Origin of the sequence: Sporolactobacillus shoreicorticis (genome assembly GCF_024125445.1) — a bacterium.
GTDB lineage: Bacteria > Bacillota > Bacilli > Bacillales > Sporolactobacillaceae > Sporolactobacillus > Sporolactobacillus shoreicorticis.
Genome location: NZ_JAMXWM010000019.1, coordinates 18460 through 39155 on the forward strand (window position 1 = coordinate 18460; position 20696 = coordinate 39155).

General features: G+C 40.4%; 19 protein-coding genes. 4 read left to right on the forward strand and 15 right to left on the reverse strand.

Annotated features, from left to right (window positions below; translation table 11 throughout):
- Positions 1 to 20: 20 nt before the first annotated feature.
- The 3 genes from gpmA (at position 21) to NIE88_RS14605 (ending at position 2521) form a co-directional block, all read left to right on the forward strand.
- Positions 21 to 725, forward strand: coding sequence for a 2,3-diphosphoglycerate-dependent phosphoglycerate mutase (gpmA, locus tag NIE88_RS14595; protein WP_253063209.1), 705 nt, complete (start codon positions 21 to 23; stop codon positions 723 to 725).
- A gap of 43 nt (positions 726 to 768) precedes the next feature.
- Positions 769 to 2118, forward strand: coding sequence for an MATE family efflux transporter (locus NIE88_RS14600; protein WP_253063211.1), 1350 nt, complete (start codon positions 769 to 771; stop codon positions 2116 to 2118).
- A 112-nt stretch (positions 2119 to 2230) separates the two neighbouring features.
- The gene (locus NIE88_RS14605; RefSeq protein WP_253063213.1) at positions 2231 to 2521 is read left to right on the forward strand and encodes a hypothetical protein; all 291 of its coding nucleotides are present in this window, start codon (positions 2231 to 2233) and stop codon (positions 2519 to 2521) included.
- A gap of 75 nt (positions 2522 to 2596) precedes the next feature.
- On the opposite strand, the gene NIE88_RS14610 is transcribed toward NIE88_RS14605, so the two are convergent.
- The 7 genes from NIE88_RS14610 to NIE88_RS14640 form a co-directional block, all read right to left on the reverse strand.
- Entirely contained in the window at positions 2597 to 3880 is a 1284-nt protein-coding gene (locus NIE88_RS14610; protein WP_253063215.1) for a condensation domain-containing protein, read from the reverse strand.
- 417 nt (positions 3881 to 4297) lie between these two features.
- Positions 4298 to 4816, reverse strand: coding sequence for a YndA family protein (locus tag NIE88_RS14615; RefSeq protein WP_253063217.1), 519 nt, complete (start codon positions 4814 to 4816; stop codon positions 4298 to 4300).
- A 583-nt stretch (positions 4817 to 5399) separates the two neighbouring features.
- A complete protein-coding gene (locus NIE88_RS14620) occupies positions 5400 to 6125 on the reverse strand; it encodes an ABC transporter ATP-binding protein (RefSeq protein WP_253063219.1) in 726 nt (241 codons plus the stop codon).
- Positions 6118 to 6894, reverse strand: coding sequence for an ABC transporter ATP-binding protein (locus NIE88_RS14625; protein ID WP_253063221.1), 777 nt, complete (start codon positions 6892 to 6894; stop codon positions 6118 to 6120). Before NIE88_RS14625 ends, NIE88_RS14620 begins: the two co-directional genes overlap by 8 nt.
- Complete coding sequence (locus NIE88_RS14630; protein WP_290446515.1) at positions 6891 to 8177, reverse strand: branched-chain amino acid ABC transporter permease; 1287 nt, start codon at positions 8175 to 8177, stop codon at positions 6891 to 6893. The genes NIE88_RS14625 and NIE88_RS14630 overlap by 4 nt, the downstream gene beginning before the upstream one ends.
- A 9-nt stretch (positions 8178 to 8186) precedes the next feature.
- Entirely contained in the window at positions 8187 to 9179 is a 993-nt protein-coding gene (locus NIE88_RS14635; protein WP_253063224.1) for a branched-chain amino acid ABC transporter permease, read from the reverse strand.
- A 194-nt stretch (positions 9180 to 9373) separates the two neighbouring features.
- Entirely contained in the window at positions 9374 to 10555 is a 1182-nt protein-coding gene (locus NIE88_RS14640) for a branched-chain amino acid ABC transporter substrate-binding protein (RefSeq protein ID WP_253063225.1), read from the reverse strand.
- 638 nt (positions 10556 to 11193) lie between these two features.
- Here NIE88_RS14640 and metA point away from each other — a divergent pair.
- Positions 11194 to 12102, forward strand: coding sequence for a homoserine O-acetyltransferase MetA (gene metA, locus NIE88_RS14645; protein ID WP_253063226.1), 909 nt, complete (start codon positions 11194 to 11196; stop codon positions 12100 to 12102).
- A gap of 59 nt (positions 12103 to 12161) precedes the next feature.
- On the opposite strand, the gene plsX is transcribed toward metA, so the two are convergent.
- The 8 genes from plsX to NIE88_RS14685 all read right to left on the reverse strand — a co-directional run bounded on the left by plsX (position 12162) and on the right by NIE88_RS14685 (position 20681).
- Positions 12162 to 13175: a phosphate acyltransferase PlsX gene (gene plsX, locus NIE88_RS14650; RefSeq protein ID WP_253063280.1), complete on the reverse strand. Its 1014-nt coding sequence runs from the start codon at positions 13173 to 13175 to the stop codon at positions 12162 to 12164.
- Between the two features lie 148 nt (positions 13176 to 13323).
- Positions 13324 to 14106 carry a hypothetical protein gene (locus tag NIE88_RS14655; RefSeq protein WP_253063227.1) on the reverse strand — a complete coding sequence of 261 codons (783 nt, stop codon included), beginning with the start codon at positions 14104 to 14106 and terminating at the stop codon, positions 13324 to 13326.
- The gene (locus tag NIE88_RS14660) at positions 14103 to 14525 is read right to left on the reverse strand and encodes a permease prefix domain 1-containing protein (RefSeq protein WP_253063282.1); all 423 of its coding nucleotides are present in this window, start codon (positions 14523 to 14525) and stop codon (positions 14103 to 14105) included. The genes NIE88_RS14655 and NIE88_RS14660 overlap by 4 nt, the downstream gene beginning before the upstream one ends.
- Before the next feature lie 3 nt (positions 14526 to 14528).
- Positions 14529 to 14825 (reverse strand): PadR family transcriptional regulator, encoded by a 297-nt coding sequence (locus NIE88_RS14665; RefSeq protein ID WP_253063228.1) that lies wholly within the window; start codon positions 14823 to 14825, stop codon positions 14529 to 14531.
- A gap of 188 nt (positions 14826 to 15013) precedes the next feature.
- Positions 15014 to 16258 carry an ABC transporter permease gene (locus tag NIE88_RS14670; RefSeq protein WP_253063229.1) on the reverse strand — a complete coding sequence of 415 codons (1245 nt, stop codon included), beginning with the start codon at positions 16256 to 16258 and terminating at the stop codon, positions 15014 to 15016.
- Positions 16251 to 17150 carry an ABC transporter ATP-binding protein gene (locus NIE88_RS14675; RefSeq protein ID WP_253063230.1) on the reverse strand — a complete coding sequence of 300 codons (900 nt, stop codon included), beginning with the start codon at positions 17148 to 17150 and terminating at the stop codon, positions 16251 to 16253. Before NIE88_RS14675 ends, NIE88_RS14670 begins: the two co-directional genes overlap by 8 nt.
- A 556-nt stretch (positions 17151 to 17706) precedes the next feature.
- On the reverse strand, positions 17707 to 18627 hold the full coding sequence (locus NIE88_RS14680) for a branched-chain amino acid transaminase (RefSeq protein ID WP_253063231.1): 921 nt from the start codon (positions 18625 to 18627) through the stop codon (positions 17707 to 17709).
- 203 nt (positions 18628 to 18830) lie between these two features.
- Positions 18831 to 20681 carry a glycoside hydrolase family 13 protein gene (locus NIE88_RS14685; RefSeq protein ID WP_253063232.1) on the reverse strand — a complete coding sequence of 617 codons (1851 nt, stop codon included), beginning with the start codon at positions 20679 to 20681 and terminating at the stop codon, positions 18831 to 18833.
- Positions 20682 to 20696: the final 15 nt, after the last annotated feature.

Below are 20696 nucleotides of genomic sequence, written 5' to 3' on the forward strand. Positions count from 1 at the left end.
TATGGAGGGGAGGTATCGTGATGAAACTAGTGGTTGTGCGGCATGGAGAAAGCGCATTTAATGAATCTAATCTTTTTTCTGGATGGGAAGATGTAGAACTCACAAAAAAAGGAATTGAAGAAGCAAAACGTGCGGGTGCAAGACTTGCTCAGCAGCAGATTGTATTCGATCATGCATTTACATCAGTGTTGAAACGATCCATTCAATCGCTGAATTATATTCTGCAAGAAATGAATCAGGATTGGCTGCCGGTACAGAAAACATGGAGATTAAATGAACGGAGCTATGGGGCTCTGCAAAGGCTGAACAAAGCGGAAACAGCAGAAAGACAAGGAAAAGAGCTGGTCAACCGTTGGAGGAAAAGCTATGATGCACTTCCGCCGATGCTTGACTTGTCTGATCCGAGACATCCGATTCACGATCCGCGTTATCGCGATGTTGACCCGCGATTGCTCCCGGGAGGAGAGAGTTTAAAAACAACATTAGATCGAGTCCTTCCCTGCTGGGCGGACCAAATTGCCCCCTTGTTAACAGAAGGAAAAAATATTCTTGTCGTCAGTCATCGCAATACATTGCGTGCTCTAGTTAAGTTTCTTGAAAATATATCCGATGATGCAATTATTCATGTTGATGTTCCTACCGGCATTCCGGTTGTCTATGAATTTGATCAGAACTTGAACATCGTATCAAAAAAAGAACTGACTGGACAGACAACGATACAATAAGAGAATCATTTTAGAAGATAAGGACGAAGGTTGTGTCATTGATTTGGATGCAGTATTAAGGAAGAAAATCCTCAAGGTGCTTACTTTAGCGCTTCCCGCTATGATCGAGAGTCTGCTGCAGACCGTCGTCGGTTTTGTCGACACACTATTTGTTGCACGACTGGGATTAGTCGAAGTAACCGCAGTCGGTGTTGCTAATACACTGCTTGCTGTCTATATTGCGGTATTTATGGCGATCGGAATCGGAACTTCGTCAATTATTGCAAAACATATCGGTGCTGGCGACGCGGACAGAGCGCGAGAAGCGGCTCGGCAATCAACGTGGATTACGCTGGTTGCCGGTCTTCTTTTTGGTGCAATTACTCTATGCTTTGCCGAACCGCTTCTCCGTATGATGGGTGCCAGTGGTGAGGTGCTTAGTCAAGGAGTGCTTTATTTTCGGATTGTCGGGACACCTGCCTTCGTCATTTCATTAATGATCAATTTTGGAAACATTTTGCGCGCATCCGGAAATACCGTTTCCCCAATGATGATTAGTTTTTGGATGAATTTAATTCATATTGTGCTTGATTATGTGCTGATCTATGGCATCATTCAATTTACCGGATTTGGAGTTGGCGGAGCTGCCTCAGCAACCGTACTTACAAGAATTATCGGTAGTTTCATGCTTCATGCAGCAATTCGCCATTCACCAGTCCGTTTCTCAATAAGAAGACAAACGAACAATCGTGATACGCGCCTCACATGGGAAATTATCCGATTATCCATTCCTGCCACCGGAGAACGGCTGATCATGCGACTTGGTCAAGTTGTTTATCTCGGTTTGATTGTCCATATGGGAACCGAGATTTATGCAGCTAATGCGATTGCGGAAAATATTGAAATATTCGCATATCTTCCCGGTTTAGGTTTGAATGTTGCAGCAACCGTGCTTGTGGGAAATGCTCTTGGTGCAAAAAGATATCAGGAAGCTTATTCTTATGGTTTGCTTGCTGCAGTGATTTCAACTGTAATTATGAGTATTACAGGAGTTCTGCTCTTCTTTATGACTCCCCTTTTTGCAGTATGGTTTACAGATCAGGTAAGCACTGCGGACATGATAACGCTCGCGATGAGGATCGATGCCTTCTTTATGCCCTCACTTGCAATCGGTTTAGTGCTTGCGGGAGCCCTTCAAGGCGCAGGAGACACAAAAACACCAATGTATAGTACGGCAATTGGTATGTGGGGCATTCGTGTTGTTTTTATCTATTTGCTCGGCGTACGTGGAGCAATGGGAATTGCGGGAATTTGGATTGCTCAAGGAATAGACCTCACGGTTAAAGCTACCTTTCTCTACCTTTGCTATCGAAGATTGTTTCGGAATTTATTAAAAAAGAGATTTAACCCATGACCATTTTCCTGTTTTAAAATAATTTAACAAAAAGTCGGATCAATAGTCACTTTTCTATAGTTTATAAACGACTATAATAAGAAGGATAATAGTTGATTCGAGGTAAATTCGAATGCAAATTCCTCAAATTCGGACAGTCATAACGACCAGCCATTCGATGAAAAATACATACAATCAGCTCTCTGCTTTAGAGCAGGAAAAAAGAGCAATGCAATATCATGCTGATCAGATCTACTTTCATTATAATTCAGAATCTAAAGATAATCTCTCTCAAATCGAGATAACGATCACCGGACTTGATCATCAAATTCGGCAGATACGAAATCAACAGGCTGCTCCCTTCTCAGATCAAGTAACGGTAAGCCGTGCGGCATACCGACTTTATACAAATTCGGTAAATTAATTAATGCGATGTGATTCATTGTACAGGCAACAAAAAAAGGAAAACCCTCTCCGTTTTCCTTTTTTTGTTGCCTAATTAATACTGATGCGGCAAAAATTCGATTAAACGATTTACAAATTCATCAAGAAATTTTCTGTCCTGCTCTGTTCCGTGGAAATTCGTACAAAAAGTTATTTTTTTTCTAAAAGTGGTTACTGCAATTTGAAAATAAGGGGCATATTTGATCGAACCAGATATAGAGACATCACGTACGACATGATCAGCAAAAGTCAGCTTGTTTTCGTCAATGATACCTATATTAGTCATGCCATTAACAGGAATACTGTATATACTTGGAAAAATTCGTTTTGCCTCCGATAGAGAATGTGTCTGATAGGCCTCTTCCAAATCCCAGTAAACGCGAAGGGGCTCAAGGCTGCTTTTTTCTGCATCCATAACCTTCTTTACGCTAAGCAACGCGTGATCAAAAGTTGTTCCTACATGACTTGGTACAACACATGTAATATTTGACGTTAAATTGCAAAAACCGGGTCGCGCTTCAGGAGATAAATAGGTGCGCAAATTTACCGGACAATCCAACACAATCGGATCAGCTCGCACAACGTTGGAAAGCGCACAGACATAAGCTGCAAACAACGCGTCGTTTATGGTAGCTCCTTTGCTTTTTGCGTCATTTTTTATCGAGTCAAATTGTGCTGCACTCGTCTCATGAGTAATAATAAACGGTTGATTCTCGTCTCCGCTCAATGGAAGATGATCCTTTTCACTCTGCACATAATTCGTAAGCCGAGCGTTCTTAATTTGCTCTAATTGCTGTTCATCCATTGCGTCAAAAATCTGAGAAATGCTTCGCGCTGTCGGATCAAGCAGATGCGGAGTTTCTAATGATGATTCGCCACTTGCAATACGCGAATAACAGTCACTCAACAGATATAAATAATCCTTGAATCCTCCACCGTCGCAAATCATATGATTTAAGACAATCGCAAGTGAATCTTGATTATCTTTTCTGATTACAGCGATTCGTAACTGTGGCCCAACTTTTTCATTCAGTTTAATTGTTAAATTTTTTTGAATGGCCGATTGACGATTATCAGCCTCGTCCATATATACCATATTCTGTGCTTTCCAGCCTGCTTCTTCCCAATATGCTTGATCATTTTTTTCAACAAAGCGACATGAAAGAAGCGGTAATGACACTTGTGTCGCCTGAACTGCTTGGATCAGAACATTTTCATTTATTATGCTGTCAAAATGAATGACGGCGTGCAAATAGTGATCGTTCTTCTTTTTTTCCCCAGAAACAAAGTGCTTGATATCCGCACTTTCAGCCGAATATATCTTTTGTTGCGTAGCCATTCATGATCATCCTTTCTTTCACTTCACCTTTATGTATGCTCTTCGCTCCGCGTACGTACTGCAAGAAGGACATATTTTAATTCGATTACCATGATCATCAATATATTCTCTCATCCCTGAGACATGTTGATGGCAGAGTGCGCACTTATTACTTGATAACAATCTGCTCAAAGGGTGAAGCAATGATCTTTGCAACCAGTTCATAAATAAATCCCACCTTTTGACTAATAGATGTTACATATATTATACGTGTTGCTTGATCGTCTGATCAAATATTAGACACTATAACAATCAATATAAAAAATCAACCGGATCAGTTAAAAACTGATCCAGTTGAAAAACTTACCATTCATAAACTTATTATAAATTGAATTTCATCATCGTTAAGCATTAGACTTTTAACAATTTAGAATATTGTTAATCATCTAGTTCTACGGTTCCTTGTTCACTATAACCTGAATAACCAAAACGAACATAAAGTTCAGCCTTATGATTAGCACCGTCAACTTCTGGCTGAACATAATACGACAAGTCTTCATTCCCTATACCTGTTGTGCCAACAACCCAATCATCCTTAGACGGATTTGGTGATCCCCCATCAGCCTCATAGACTTCAATACGATAATCATTATTTGAACCAAGACCAGTTGTTTTTATTCGAAAATTTCCACCTCCAGATTTCACTATACTTGTATTTCTAAAAGAATTATGATCAAAATGAAAAGTTGTATTTAAATATAATTGATCCCAACCTGAACTTAATGGTGAAACAGTGTTAACGAACTTGTCACTTTTTAAGTTCGGATATAGATTGGGAGTTAATAAAGATGGTTTGCTTGATTCTGCACTCGCACTATTAATTAATAATGCAAAGCAAATTAAAAGAACCCCCACAACCAGTATCAATGTTTTTCTGACCTTTTTAACAATCAACAATTAAATTCCCCCTTGATATATTTAATTGTTATCTATATTCTATGTAATTTAGAATATTACCTCTTTTTTCGGATTTATAATAATTATATTATTCAAATTTTATTTTCTGAATTTAGAAACATATGAATGTCAGTTTAATACAAACAGATAAATAATTATTAACGATTAAGGATAGCTCGACGAATGAAACTGTGGATATTGCCATAGATCCCCTGCACAAAACTAAAACAAAACGTAGTTCGAACATCAAACTAACCGAAGACTCCTTGATTCACTCGGATCAAGAATTTCACTGTATAAATCTTACTGTTTCAAAAGCTAATAAAGAATATAAGCTATAAGTTCAGACAATCCATGGGGCGCTGAGAAAGGAAATTAAACAATACATCTTTCACTATGACAACTACAGATCTCAGTGGAATTTAAAAAAGATGATTTCTGTTTAATACAAAAATCATCTTTTTGATGTAGCATAAATCTTTTTTTAGTAATTCTTGACAAGGGTACAACTTAATTTTAACGTAATTGTTTATTTAATTTACAAATTACATGAGCAATATTAATTAAATCTATAAAAGTTAAATCACGCAAGATAGGCTTCGCGCACCTGCTCATTCTTCATCAGTTCCCCACCCTTGCCGTTAAGCACAATTTGACCGGTTTGGATAACATAACCCCTGTCGGCAATTTGTAGCGCTTGATATGCGTTCTGTTCAACAAGCAGGATAGTCATTCCCTCTTTATTCATTTCTTTAATGATATCAAAGATTTGTTCGACGATAATTGGAGCAAGCCCCATTGATGGTTCATCAAGCATCAACAGCTTTGGTTTCATCATCAATGCGCGTCCAATCGCAAGCATCTGCTGTTCGCCGCCACTCATTGTTCCGCCTTTTTGGTTCAGACGTTCCTTTAGACGTGGAAAATAGGTGAATACACGCTCTATTCGTTCAGCAATCACATTTTTATCCTTGACTGAAAACGCGCCAATTTGTAAATTTTCTCGTACGGAAAGCCGCGGGAAAATACGTCTTCCTTCGGGAACCTGAGCAATACCAAGCAATGCCGTTTGATGAGCTTGATTTTTCGTTATTTCCTTACCCTCAAAAATAATCGAGCCTTTCTTAGGTCGTACTTGACCGCTTATAGATTTTAAAGTTGTTGATTTTCCTGCTCCGTTGCTTCCGATTAAGGTAACTATTTCGCCTTTATCAATAAATAAATCAATGCCGTCCAGTGCTTGAATCTGGCTGTAAAAACTGTCGATTTTATTGACTTCAAGGAAATGATTTGCAGTTGTGTCAGTCATTTGCAACCGCCCCCTTACCGAGATATGCTTCAATAACCCTCGTGTTGTTTCTGATCTCGTCAGGTTTCCCAGAAGCAATCAGTTCACCATGATCCAGAACATAAATAAAATCGGATATCTTCATAACCAGCTTCATGTCATGTTCAATAAGGATAATCGTTACATTAAGCTTGGACCGCAAATCGTAAATCAAATTTGTCAAGCGTTCGGTTTCTTTTGGATTCATTCCGGCCGCCGGCTCATCCAAAAGCAGAATCTTTGGTTTTGCAGCCATAGCGCGGCCAATTTCCAATCGGCGCTGTGCGCCATAGGCGAGGTTGCCGGCATTCTCATTAACATAATCCTCTAATCCAACATATTTCAAGATATCGTACGCATCAACTTTAGCTGCCTCTTCCATTTTCCGAATATGCGGTAATTGAAGCAGCGTGCCTACCCAATGTGCTTTTAGATTTTGATGCATACCTACCATCACATTTTCCAATACCGTCATATCATTAAATAAACGGATATTCTGGAAAGTACGCGTAATTCCAAAATGTGAAACCTGATGCGGCTTCAGACCAATCAGCGATTTCCCATTGAGTAGAATATCACCTGACGTTGGCTTGTAAACAGCCGTAATCATGTTAAAAAATGTTGTTTTACCCGCACCATTCGGCCCGATAACAGCAGTTATTGAATTTTTTTCAACGTTCATATTAATATTGGAAGTTGCTGTCAAACCTCCGAACTGTTTGGTAAGATTTTTCACTTCCAAAATGTTCATGATTTGGCACCTCCAGATGTTGCTTTTTCGCGAGCACGTGCGGCTTCGGCGGACTCCTTTTTCAGCAGTTCAACGTCCACCTTCCTGTTTTTATGCGGAATCAGCCCCTGTGTGCGATACAAAGCAAAGATGATGAGCAGAAGCCCGAAAATAAGCAGCTGCATTTTTTCTGGTGAAAGTGCGGGCGGAATCGAAATACCGTAATTTGAACTCATTGTTGATAACCAGTTCGAAATATTTGTCAGCACTTGAGTTCTTAGGATGATTACAACTGCCGCACCAAGAATGACACCAGGAACACTTCCCATGCCTCCGAGAATAACCATAACCAGAACCATTGTTGACTCTAGATATGTAAAACTGGTAGCATCAACAAACATTTGCTTCGCTGCAAAGATAACACCCATCATACCTGAAAAGGAAGCGCCGATTGCAAAAGCGGCAAGTTTTGTTTTCACAAGTGGAATTCCCATCGCTTGGGCAGCAATTTCATTATCGCGAACAGCTTTCCATGATCTGCCCAGCTTTGAATTTTCTAACTTGCGAACGACGTAGATAACCACCAGAAAAATACCGAAGGCAATATAGTAAAATTGGCTGGAACTCCCGATACTGATTCCAAAGAAGTTAGGAGGAGCAATCGACGCTATTCCCATCGAACCATTTGTAATATTGATTGGGTGATCCATATTGTTAAGCAGAATTCTAATAATTTCCCCAAAGCCTAGCGTAACAATAGCAAGATAGTCGCCGCGAACACGCAATACGGGTACACCAAGAAGAATACCGAAAATTGCCGCAACGATCGCACCAACAATGATAAACAGCCAAAACGTATCCCCGGGAAGCGGATAATGACCAAATGGCATGAATTTTGATGCCTGGCCACTGGCAAATATCGCATAGGAATAGGCACCGACTGCAAAAAAGGCGATGAATCCCAAGTCAAGCAGTCCGGCAAAACCGACGACGATGTTCAATCCTAATGCCATTGCGCAATAAATACCGACGAGCGTCCCGACTTCCATGTAGGTTTGGTAAGAATCACTGTGGCTTGCGATAAACGGAACAATAGCAGCCAGAATGACAATGCCTGTGATCCATTTCGCTCTTAGATTGACATTAAGATAATATAAAATCAAGATCGAGAAAAGCAACAGCAAGAACGCAATCGTTGAATCAGGAAGAAGAAAAAGCCCCGCTCCTGTTAATACGACGTACGCAACAAACAAGATAATTTGATTCTTTTTGCTTTGCGCTAATTTTTCAAACAATGCACTCAAAGTTGTCACCTACACTTTCTCTACGACGGCTTTGCCAAACAAGCCTTCCGGTTTAAAGATCAGGACCAGAATCAATATAATGAAAGCAAACACGTCTTTGTATTCGGCACCCATTGCACCATGGGTAATAACTGAGAGATTCGCCGCGGCAAACATTTCGAGCAGCCCAAGCATAACACCGCCGAACATAGCCCCGCGGATATTTCCAATGCCCCCTAGAACAGCGGCCGTAAATGCTTTAATCCCCAAAATAAAACCGATGTAAGGATCGATTGTTCCATATTGAATCATAAACAGCACACCAGTGGCCCCGCCAAGAGCAGAACCAATAAAGAATGTGACAGAGATGACACGATTGACGTTGATCGTCATCAATGAAGCAGTGTCGCGATCCTGAGCAACGGCACGCATCGCCATGCCCCATTTTGTTTTGTTTACGAACAGATCAAGTGAGACAAGCATAACGACTGTGACAATCAAAACAAGCAAAAACGAGGCTTGAAATGTCGCATTATTAAAAAACGGAATCACGCTGTGAACATCTACATTGAACTTATGATTGAACATGGACGGAGCTGTAACAATATAGTTTCCCGTTTTTAACTCCGCAATAAACCGCACCGCATCCTCAAGTACAAATGAAATACCGATGGACGTAATGAGTGCAATCAGCTTCGGCGCATTCTTCCGCCGTAAAGGACGATAGGCAACACGTTCAATGCCGACACCGAGCATCCCTGTTGCGATAGCCGCGATAACAATCACAATCAGAAAAACGATTAAAGCTGGCATTGCTGATAAGAAGCCCATGCCCATCAATAAAAAGAGAACAATGGCACCGATGAAAGCACCTGTCATAAATACATCGCCATGAGCGAAGTTAATCAATTCCAGAATCCCGTAAACCATTGTATAGCCTATAGCGACGACCGCATACACAACACCCAGCGTGAGACCATCAATGAGTACTTGGGGTAAGTTCTGAAGAATATGTGCGAGCATTATCTCACCACTTTCCTTACGAGTTGTTAATATGGATGTATTTTTTTATGCGTGAAGGCATTCTCTGACTTGTATTATGTGATTTTTTTCTAAAAAATCCTAAAAGGGTACAGCCCTGTAGCTCTATACCCTTTTAGTCCACATCAGTTATTCATAAATGTCATTAAGACACTCAAGTTTTAAAGAGCAGGCTATTATTGGCTGATTTCAGCTTTTTGTACTGGCGGATATTTCGCTTGTTCAAAGTTGTAGATATACACCTTTGCGAATTTATTGTCACCTTTATCATCAAAGCTTACTTTCGTTGTTACGCCGTCATAGTCTTGGACCGCACGAATCGCTTTCTCTACTTGTTCACGAGACGGTTTTTTTCCGTCATTGTCATTAATGGCGTTCATAAGTCCTTTAAGAATGACACCGGCAGCATCATAGCCATATGCTGAATAAGATTCAACATTTTTATCGAATTTATCTTTATATTTTTTAGCAAATTCCTGACCCTTTTCCGTTTTCGTAACATCTCCGGCAACAGAGGTCAGGTATACGCCTTTAACTGCATCTCCGGCAATCTGTACGGTTGAGGAAGAGTCAAGACCGTCGCCACCCATGATCGGACCATTAAATCCTTTTTGACGTGCTTGTTTGATAATTAATCCGCCTTCAGCATAGACACCGCCAAAGTAGATCAGATCGGGTTTCTTTGTCATAGCCTGGCTAAGTACGCCATTGAAGTCTTTTTCACCTACAGTGATGCCTTCATAGCCGACAATTTCAGCGCCAAGCTTCTTCGCCTGCTTTCTGAATTGATCCGCAAGACCTGAGCCGTATGCTGTTTTATCTTGAATAACAAAGATTTTCTTAGCCTTCAATGTTTTAACTGCGTAGTTCGCACCTGCCGGACCCTGAAAATCGTCACGCGCACAAATACGATTGACCGTTTTCAATCCACGATCTGTAACATCTGTCGCGGTCGTCGCCGGAGAAACCATTGGCAAATTATTTTTTTCATAAACTTCGGAAGAAGGGATCGCAACACCTGAATTTAAGTGACCGACAAGGGCGAGTACATCTTTGTCGGATGCAAGAATCTGAGCATTCGCAACGCCTTTTTTTGGATCACCTTGATCATCCACATAATTCAGCTTAATCGTAAAACCTTTCTTAGCGAATGCTGCTTTTTGGTCATCAATTGCTAATTCAGCACCAAGGCGAATTGCATCGCCAAGCGTTGCGCTACCGCCGGAGAGTGGGGACTGACTTCCGATTTCAATGACAGTCTTACCATTTGAACCACCTGATTTTGAAGAGCAACCGCCGATAACTCCTAGCAATAATACGACTACAGCCAATAATGGTATAATTTTCTTAAAGTTCATTTTAACCCTCCTTTTTATACAAACGGAACAACTCTAAAAACTCAGAAAGTTTTATGTAGGACTCACCCCCGCAATTTATTTCTATTGTTTCTCTCTTTTTAATGCGGCTCTTTAAAAACCATAATAATTTATTATGAGACTATAGTCATTATCTATGTCATAATATCTAACAAAGTATTTGAATAGTCGCTTTTATCTCAAAACTAAAATATGCAATGAGACTGGCAGGTTAAGCGATTACACTAAAAATTATCAAATACTGAAAATTCGTTGATTAAGAAACACCCGTTTTTTAATAAACAGAACACAGAAAATGCCTATAAAAAAATGTTTCATTAACCCAGTTTATGGACCTTAAACAAATTTAAACGAAAAAAACAAAACTTAATTTAAGGCGATTATAATATCTTTTTTTCTATCATTTATGATAATATAATGAAATCGATGCTCCAGCCTGCATACGTGCAAAATTCAAGTCCGGCCTGACTATTTTCCCTTACTTCTATTATTTTGTGCCCAATAGACACAGGCTTTATTTTTATTTTCTTTAACAACAGATTTTCTCGAACAAACTAGAAGCATCATTTAAAAAAGTTTATAATGATAATGCCAAGTATACCATGAGGAGAACTGATGTTATGCCGATTAAAATACCTAAATTGCTTCCTGCTCGGGAGATTTTGGAAAACGAAAATATTTTCGTTATGGATGAGGATCGGGCAATTACCCAAGACATCCGGCCTCTTAATATATTAATTTTGAATTTAATGCCGGAAAAAGAAATGGAAGAGACTCAACTGCTTCGCCATCTTAGCAACACGCCGCTTCAGGTTAATATCTCCTTTATGAAAACGGCCACTCATCAATCGAAAAATACAAGTCATCTTCACCTTGAACAGTTTTACACTGTTTTTAATGAAGTGGAGAATAAAAAATTCGACGGAATGATCATTACCGGTGCACCTGTGGAACGTCTGCCTTTTGCTGAAGTGGACTATTGGAATGAACTGAAAGAAATTATGCAATGGTCGAAAAGTCATGTTACGTCAACTTTGCATATTTGCTGGGGTGCTCAAGCAGCATTGTTTTATCACTTTGGCATTGATAAAGTTCCTTATCCGGAAAAGCTGTCGGGTGTGTTCAGCCATTCCCTTTATGAGTCTAGAGAAAAATTGCTGCGTGGGTTCGATGATGTGTTTTTCGCACCCCATTCGCGGTACACGGATATTGATCGCTCTGAACTTGCAAAACACCCGGAAGTCCATGTACTTGCAGGTTCGGAAGAGGCAGGTCCGTTTGTGATGATGGTAAACAAAGGAAAGCAGATCATGATCACCGGCCACCTTGAATACGACACGGGAACGTTGGCGAAAGAATATCGTCGTGATTTAAATAAAAACATGAATCCAGGTTTACCAAAACACTACTTTCCTAATGATAATTCTGAAAAACAGCCGATAAATAATTGGCGTTCTCATGCACATCTATTATTTTCAAACTGGCTGAACTACTACGTCTACCAGGAAACACCTTATCAATGGGGCTGATGAAGAGAACTCAAAAGGCTCGGGCATAAGCCCGAGCCTTTTGAGTTCTAGCCGATTTTTTAAACTTTACTGTTCAGCCAGTCATACTGTTTATCGTGGAAAGTGTGTTCTATTGTACCGACAACATCTTCTTTAATCAAAAGCTGTGCTTGCTTAATCGCTGTATAAACAGCCTCGCTCTTAGCTGCGCCATGCACTTTAATAATCGGAGCTGCTAAACCGAAGAGAAGAGCGCCTCCGTACGCAGATGTATCCATGTGCTGCTTTACCGATTTCAATTTTCCATACATAAGACCGGTAAGAACTTTGGTATATAATGAACCGCCCAGTGTTTCCTTAAGCAGTTTCATCAACGACATAGCTGTGCCTTCAATACTCTTGAGCACCATGTTGCCTGAAAATCCATCCGCAACGATCACATCTGCAGGACCTTCAAGCAACTCACGCGACTCAACATTGCCAATAAAGTTTATCGGTGCATTGCTCAATAATTTGTATGCTTCTTTGACCAGTTCATTGCCCTTGCCCGGCTCCTCGCCAATGTTCAGCAAGCCAATTCTTGGATTGGGTCGATGCATTACTTTCTCAGCGTAGATGGCTCCCATAATCGCATACTGCAGCATGTTTTCAGGCTTTGTTTCTGCATTTGCACCAACGTCGAGAAACAAAAATCCTTTATTTTGATGAATGGTTGGCAAAGTCGGTGCAAGTGCCGGACGGTCGATTCCCTTAATACGGCCAACACCAAACAGACCGGAAGCCATCAGTGCTCCGGTATTTCCGGCAGAAATCGCTGCATCGCATCGTTTTTCCCGAACTTCTTGAACAGCCAAAACCATTGACGCTTGTTTTTTTCGGCGAACGGCTTGAACCGGGGCATCCGTACCTTCAATTTTCTCAGTAGTATGAAGAATCTTGATACGATCCTGCCCGCCTATCAGATCGACCAGTTTATCCTGATCACCTACAAGTGTAATCTGAAGTTCAGGAAATTCATTCAGTGCCTTTAATGTTCCTTCAACGATTGTTCCCGGTGCATGATCTCCACCCATAGCATCAATTGCTAACCTCATCATTTATTCTCTCCTTTATCTATAACAAAACTTTCCAAGCCAAACCATACATTGAAAGTTTCTCAATTCATCTTTATGCGTGATTGATTCTCGACTCACTGTATCACTTAATACGTATTCTGTCCAAACTATGTTTCAAAAAAAGTATTTATGTTTCAAAATGGTTTGCTTTTTCCGGGCAGCTTACGAAATAATATACAGAAAGAGGCCACCAAGCAATAGCAAATGCGGGATAGACCGCCCATATTTGATTTGGCGATATGAGTGCATTGAGAATTGAAAAATAGGCAATTGTCACTAACGCGCCAAAAACTCCATATCGAAACGGCATTTTAGCTAAGTAAATACTGAATGGCCACCAAAGTACAGCGAAAATCGGATGAATGGCCCAAAAAATTTCAGGTGTTGTCATCAAATTCAGCACAGAAAAAAAGAGAATGATCCATCCTGCACTCATAATACTGAACACGCGCGTTTTTTTCCAAAAGGTCATACTCATTGGCCACCAGACAAGTCCAAAAATGATAAAAATACTCCAAAAAAATCTTGGTTCAAAGTATAGATTAAGTATTAAATAAAAAACAATGACAAAAAGGCTGATGATATAGGATGTGGCTCTTGTCCAGGCAGCCCTGCCCAAACCAACAATAATTGGAAATACGACAGACAGTGGAATGATGAAGACAAACCAGAGATACTGAGGCATTTCAATTAAATTCTGGATCACACAAGCGGCAAAAAACAGTACGGAAATGATCAAAGCAGCAACCGTTTTATTTTCAATCAAAAGCCAGATCAGCGGGCAAAAAAGCACAGCCAGCGGATAAATAACCCAAAATTGTCCAACACCGGTGAAGATATTGACGAGTAACAAGAAAACACCTGTCATAATGCACCCATAGGCAATAAATTCTTGTAAGTCTTTTCTCATGACCTGTTCTCCAGTTTCTTGCGATGCAGATGGTAAAACATCGAAAGCGGCCACCAAGCAATACCAAATGAAGGGTATATGAACCAAATGACATGCGGTGTGTAATAAAAATTCACAAAAACAACCAAAGCAACAATGAGACAGCTTCCCCATAAAGAAAAACCAAAATTCAAACGTGCTAATTCTTGTTTGCGATCCTTCGGTGTTTGAGGTAAATCCATTTCGCGTTTTATTTCTTCAATATCACCAAACTCAACAATGACTTTATTGATCGCATCTTCCTCTGTCTTGCCTTCTTCGATTAAATCCGATACTTTTTCTTCTAAGTCGCGTATGATTTCTTCTTTAACCTTTTCCGTTTCTCCTCCTTCCGGCATGCCTTCAAATAATTTATTTGTAAATACAGTCAAACGCTTCATCAATCAATCTCCCTCCATAAATAAATTAACAATTTCTTTAACCTCACGCCATTCATCAACCATTTCACGGAAATATGCCTTCCCCAGCGTTGTAATGCGATAATATTTCCTTTTTCCGCCATGAGACCGTTCTCCGTAATAGGATTCAATCAATTGCTTCTTCTCGAGTCTTTGAAATACGGCGTAGAGCGTAGCTTCCTTAATTTCAAATCTTCCGTCCGTTTTCTTACTGATTCTCTTAGATAATTCGTATCCGTATGAATCCTCATCCTTGAGTAAACGAAGAATAATGGAATCCACATGTCCCCTTAGAATATCACTCCGAATAGTATCACCTCATATCCATTATCGATTACTCTACCTGATATAGCAATCATAGCACCGATTACTCTATCTGTCAAAGTAATTCCAGTAAGAAAACCATAGCACGCCAAATAAAAAGATCGAAAGCATAAGCTTCCGATCCTTCGTAACTAACCTTGTACCGTTTATTTGGAGAGCTGAATGGCCTGTTTGATTTTTTTAATAAAGGAACCATTTGTGTAGGTGAGCACCGAACCCCGGTAAAAACGTAAGCTGAGCATAAAGAGCACAAAAATGGTTGCGATAAGAATCAGCAATGAAAAGAATCCTTGCCACAGGCTCATGTCTGTTGCACCGATTCGCATAGGCATAATCATTGATGCTGTAAAAGGGACAAAAGAGAAAATTTTGATCAGCAGCGTGTCCGGGTTGCTCATTCCGCTGATCGCAATAAAGAAACCAATCATAAGTACCATCGTAACCGGCATAACCGCTTGGCCGACGTCTTGTACCTTATTAACAAGTGAGCCGAGCACTGCTCCCATAAGTGTGTAAAGAATGCATGCAAAGAAGAAAAAGAGAACTGCGAAAACAATATAGCCAGCAGTGAGCGATGAAAATAAATCACTTAGCAGATACCAGTACTTTCCAGACTGAAAACTACGGGCCATGATCAGAGCCGATCCGATTAAAACAATGAATTGAGTCATTGCAAGAGCAAGTACACCGCAAACTCGGGAAAGTAAATGCACAATTGGCGACGTGCTGGAGATAATGATTTCCATAATCCTTGAATCTTTTTCAGCAGCAATTTCAGATGAAATAATCGACAGATAGGAAAGAACAAATAAATAGATAATCAACGCGACCGCATATGAAACAAAGGTCGCAGTTGTTTTTTGCTGACTGCTCTTTCCCGTATCTGCATCAGGAGCAATCACTTTTTGATTAAATAACACATTTTGATTCATGACGCGTTGCGCCTGATCCGCCGTCAATTTAAGTTGCTGTATGGTAAACAACTGGCTGGCGGCCCGGACCTGTTCCTCAAGCATTTGCTGCGTATTCAGTTCAAGCGGTTTCTTTGTTCGAAGTTCAGCATCTAAACGACCGTCCGACTTTAAAGATAAAAGAAGCAACGCATCTATTTTGCCCGTCAATACTTGGTGTTCTTCTTGTTTTACACTGCGCTCTGCCGGCTTGAAGGTGATTTTTTTATTATCTCTGAAATAGGCTATTGCGCTGTTCTCTGTCTGATCTGAGACTGTAATCGTCATTGGTTTTTCATTCGAAGAAAACCAACCGCTTATTGTTGGCCACATAAAAAAAGCAGTGACCCCTAGAAGCATAATGAATGTCGTAATATAAAAAGATTTAGCCTTCAGTTTACTCATGTATGATTGTTCAAACAAAAGCAGAAATTTAGGCATGTCCGCTCGCCACCTTTCGTTTAAAGAGCTCTTCAAGCGACAAGTAGTCTAAGCTAAAGCGCTCGATGAATCCATCTTTGGTAAGCGTCTGAAAGATCGGCCGCGCGTCATCTTCAGCAGATAAAAGCAGCCGATACATGTCCTTGTCTTTCAAAACGGAAATGACTCCCGGAAGTTTCAAAAGCTCTGTTTCAGCAAACGGTCCGCGAACGGTTAGATTGATTTTGCCGTACTGTTTCTTTAAATCAACGATTGCACCTGTAAACAACGACTTTCCATTTTTCAGCAGGCAGATGTGATCGCACAGTTCTTCCACATGATCCATCCTGTGGCTGGAAAAGATGATCACGGTTCCCTGATTCTTGAGTGAAACAATAGCATCTTTAAGTAAGCCGGCGTTAACTGGATCGAGTCCGCTAAAAGGTTCATCTAAAATAAGCAAATGCGGCTTGTGGATCAAGCTGGTAATCAATTGCACCTTTTGTTGATTTCCTTTTGAAAGCGTTTCAGTCAGTGCCCTTCGTTTATCAGACAAACGGAAGCGTTCCAGCCAATCATCGATCTGCGCCTTCAACACAGCTTTCGAACAACCCCGCAGTCGCCCGAAAAACATCAGTTGTTCTTCTACAGGCATCTTTGGGTATAAGCCGCGCTCTTCCGGGAGATAGCCGATCATATCGCGGTCCAATGTATGAACTGAAGCATCAGCCCACTTGATGATGCCGGATGAAGGGGCAAGCAAATTCAAAATCATGCGAAACGTCGTTGTCTTTCCTGCACCGTTTTGACCAATCAATCCAAAAATTTCACCTTGCTCTGCAACAAAATTAAGATCGTCGACAGCAAGAAAATCTTGAAATCGTTTCGTCAAATGTTCAATGGTTAGCGTCATCGTTTCCCTCGCTTTACTCGATATATTTTCCGATTACCTCACTTGCTTCCCATAACTAATTGTACCAAGAGCAGTCCAGACAGCGCAAATCTCGATCCATTTCGCTTGATCACGATATAATCAACGGGGCTTGTTTCAGGCACCTGATGCTTTCAGTTCTCCATACTCACTTGCTAGATATTTTTTTTAATTCTTATTGCCTTGGAAAAGCAATTTGCTCTTACTCGTAACAAACGATTTCCACCGTTCTTTTGGACATACCGGCGTGGTGTGAACCATTGCTGTCATGACTGTTCATGGAACGCGAGATGTATGTTCACGGTGCTCTACCCGGTTCAGCAAACGCGAAGATGGCAGGCATGGTCATATTATTCTAACTATCGGTCTAATCAAGTTTTTCATTATCCTCAAAGATGCTGTTTTCGCCAATAAAAAATCATAATAAAAAGAGAGGTTTTGATTGAAACCTTAAAATCGGACTGTTTATGTCCCATTTTTAAGATTCCTTTCATTCCCTCTCTTGTTCTACTAATATCCATCAATCGAAATGATTAAATTATTTATCGTAAACAGGTGTGCATGATTCTACATATTTTGGATTCTTGCCAACAGTTAATCCAAAAAACAACTGCTTGATTTGTTTGCATACTTCGCCTTCATGACCCGTTCCGATCATACGATGATCAACTTCAACAATCGGAGTAACTTCCATTGCAGTTCCGCTGAAGAACACTTCATCCGCAACGTACAATTCAGATCTTGAAATGCTCCGTTCGACAACTTCGAGTCCCATTTCTTCTTTTGCAAGTTTCATAACGAGTTCACGAGTGATGCCCTCAAGAATATTATCGGAAGTCGGCGGGGTAATAAGTTTGCCTTTTCGGAACATAAAAATATTTTCACCGGAGCCTTCACATACATGATCGCCATCAGTGAGGAAAATAGCCTCGTCAAAACCGGCACGCTTCGTTTCCAGTGCGGCCAGCGCCGAGTTCATATAGGCTGCAGTTGCTTTCGTACGCGGCGGAAGTTGATTGTTAGAAATTCTCTTCCATGATGTGACTCCGACACTCAGTTCCGACTTGCCAGCATATTTATTCAGCGGCTGCGTGTAGATGACAACCTTAACATCTTTTACATCCAAAGTCGGTCCGATATCAAGCGCGTCATTATAGACGATTGGACGCACATATGTAGTTGTCCGACAATTATTCGCTTTCAGAAGTTCAACCGTACCTTTGATCAGATCATCAACGGAAAGATCAAAATCCAAGTTGACCGTCTTAGCAGATTCTTTCAGTCTTTCATAATGTTCTTTAAGTTTAAAGCCGTAAAGCTGTTGTGCATCGTCATCCCAATAGGCACGAATGCCTTCAAAGACACCCAAACCATAATTAAATGCTTTGCTGCGAACACTGATCTTCACATCGTCCTCTTTTACAATCTTACCTTGATAATATGCATAAACCTCTGACAATGTAAACTCCTCCTTGTGTTTCTGATAGTAACAGAAATTCCAGCCGATTTTCCATCGTCTGCCGCAGCTTCATAATATCCCTGCCTATAAACTTCTGCCTTTTTTTGTGTACGTATATAATAACATAAATCTTCCAAAATATTTTCTAAAAATGAAATATTTTATAGAAAACTTGCCGATTGGCAAGCACCCCATAGTCATCCTTAATTTGTTTGATCAATACGAAATGATTGAGCTTCTATTTTTTTTTCTGTTTGAAGCATTCCCTTGAGACAGTGACGAATCAGGTCGCCTCTCGTCTCATCAATCAGATGATCAAGATCCAAAGTTATTGATTCTAAAGTAGGATTCAATAGGAAAAGTGTATATCGATCTTTTGATTGAATGCGCAAACAGCCAAAGACCAATCCAATTGAGAAAGAGTAGAAATTCCCGATTTGAAGATTTTCATCGGTACGCCGTGCCTTAATTGCCTCACGAAACATGGTCAGAATCTTCTGGTTCTCTCTTCCCCAAGGGTAAAAACGACGATTATCCGGATCTTTGCCTCCAGTAACACCGGCCTCGTCACCATAGTAAATACAAGGAACACCCGGCAGCACCATCAGCAACCAAATGGCAAGTCTCATTTTCTTTTCATTTTCACTTAACATCGTAAAAATACGCTCTGTATCGTGAGTGCCCATATTATTCATATTAGCAAATAGCGTATCCCTTGGATAATTGGACTTGATGGTAAAGCTCGCTCGGGCCGCTTGCTGTGCATTTATTTTTCCATTAATCAAGTCAATAATCAATGTGCGGAACGGATAGTTCATAACACCATGTAGCATACCTCCGTCAAGATAGTGCCGTCTCTTTCCGTAAGAAATTTTATTTGATGCGTCTTCCCACACCTCGCCAATTAACACCTTGTCGTTCTCATTTTGATCATGCCGATCAACTGCTTTACGGATACCTGCGATAAATGTGTCACTCAATTCATCAGCTACATCCAGCCGCCATCCCCCGATTCCGGCAGCAGTCCATGTATCAACGACACTATTTTCAGAACCGAAAATAAAATCTTTATAAGTTTGCTTCTCTTTGTTTACTGTCGGCAGATCAGCTATATCCCACCAACACTCATAGTGATCATGATCACCATGGAACGTGAACCAATCATGATACTTGGATGACAGATCCTGGTAGGCTCCGCCGTCGCCATAGTGACTGAAACGGTTGAAATATTTGCTGTCCGCACCGACATGATTAAACACACCGTCGAGAATGATGTGAATACCCATACGCCGTGCTCTAGCAATTAGTTTATCAAAAATTTTTCGATCTCCAAACATCGGATCAATCCGAAAATAGTCAGCTGTATCATATTTATGATTGCTGCTCGCCTCAAAAATGGGACTGAGATAGAGAATCGAGACACCAAGTTTCTTCAAATCATTTAATTTATCTATAATACCGTTCAAATTTCCGCCATAGAAGTCCCAACGAACAATATCACCGTTCTTATCTCGGATGTAATAGGGCAAATCCTCCGTTGTTGCATAAATAAATGTATTTTTTTTGGGATGCAATATACGACGATACCAATCGCCATTAAAGAATCGATCGACAAAAATATGATAGATGACACCGTGAACATACCAATCCGGTGCAGGATCACGATGGTCAAAACAGGTAATTTGGTATTGCTCAATTTGTGCAGGATCAGTAATGGCGCGTCCTTCCCCACCATAATTATCAACTGCTTTACCATAAAAAACAGACTTTTCCTGCTGATTCTCCAAATAAGAAATTCGAAAATGATAGAAATAGAGTCCAGCTTTTCCTTCGGTCATAAATTTCAAATAGTATAATGAATCGTTTTCAGAGGATCTGGCCATATGCTGTTCTTGAGTTTGCTCGCCATCTTTTTGAATCATTAAATCGACCTTGGTAATCGTGCTCCCTGCTGCCCGAATTGAAAAATAAATCATGCTGCCGATTTTGACCGCACCAAACGGTCTCCTAAACGACTCGGACCATGAGTTAAAATATACATCTGGAACCCCCATAAACAACTCCTTCTT

Bases quoted from the DNA above. Each gene is read 5' to 3' on its own strand.
- NIE88_RS14660 (WP_253063282.1), bottom strand. From the start codon at position 14,525: ATGAAGCGTTTGACTGTATTTACAAATAAATTATTTGAAGGCATGCCG.
- NIE88_RS14625 (WP_253063221.1), bottom strand. From the start codon at position 6,894: ATGAACATTTTGGAAGTGAAAAATCTTACCAAACAGTTCGGAGGTTTG.
- gpmA (WP_253063209.1), top strand. From the start codon at position 21: ATGAAACTAGTGGTTGTGCGGCATGGAGAAAGCGCATTTAATGAATCT.
- NIE88_RS14605 (WP_253063213.1), top strand. From the start codon at position 2,231: ATGCAAATTCCTCAAATTCGGACAGTCATAACGACCAGCCATTCGATG.
- NIE88_RS14685 (WP_253063232.1), bottom strand. From the start codon at position 20,681: ATGGGGGTTCCAGATGTATATTTTAACTCATGGTCCGAGTCGTTTAGG.
- NIE88_RS14620 (WP_253063219.1), bottom strand. From the start codon at position 6,125: ATGACTGACACAACTGCAAATCATTTCCTTGAAGTCAATAAAATCGAC.
- NIE88_RS14635 (WP_253063224.1), bottom strand. From the start codon at position 9,179: ATGCTCGCACATATTCTTCAGAACTTACCCCAAGTACTCATTGATGGT.
- NIE88_RS14675 (WP_253063230.1), bottom strand. From the start codon at position 17,150: ATGACGCTAACCATTGAACATTTGACGAAACGATTTCAAGATTTTCTT.
- metA (WP_253063226.1), top strand. From the start codon at position 11,194: ATGCCGATTAAAATACCTAAATTGCTTCCTGCTCGGGAGATTTTGGAA.
- NIE88_RS14670 (WP_253063229.1), bottom strand. From the start codon at position 16,258: ATGCCTAAATTTCTGCTTTTGTTTGAACAATCATACATGAGTAAACTG.
- NIE88_RS14610 (WP_253063215.1), bottom strand. From the start codon at position 3,880: ATGGCTACGCAACAAAAGATATATTCGGCTGAAAGTGCGGATATCAAG.
- plsX (WP_253063280.1), bottom strand. From the start codon at position 13,175: ATGAGGTTAGCAATTGATGCTATGGGTGGAGATCATGCACCGGGAACA.
- NIE88_RS14640 (WP_253063225.1), bottom strand. From the start codon at position 10,555: ATGAACTTTAAGAAAATTATACCATTATTGGCTGTAGTCGTATTATTG.
- NIE88_RS14655 (WP_253063227.1), bottom strand. From the start codon at position 14,106: ATGAGAAAAGACTTACAAGAATTTATTGCCTATGGGTGCATTATGACA.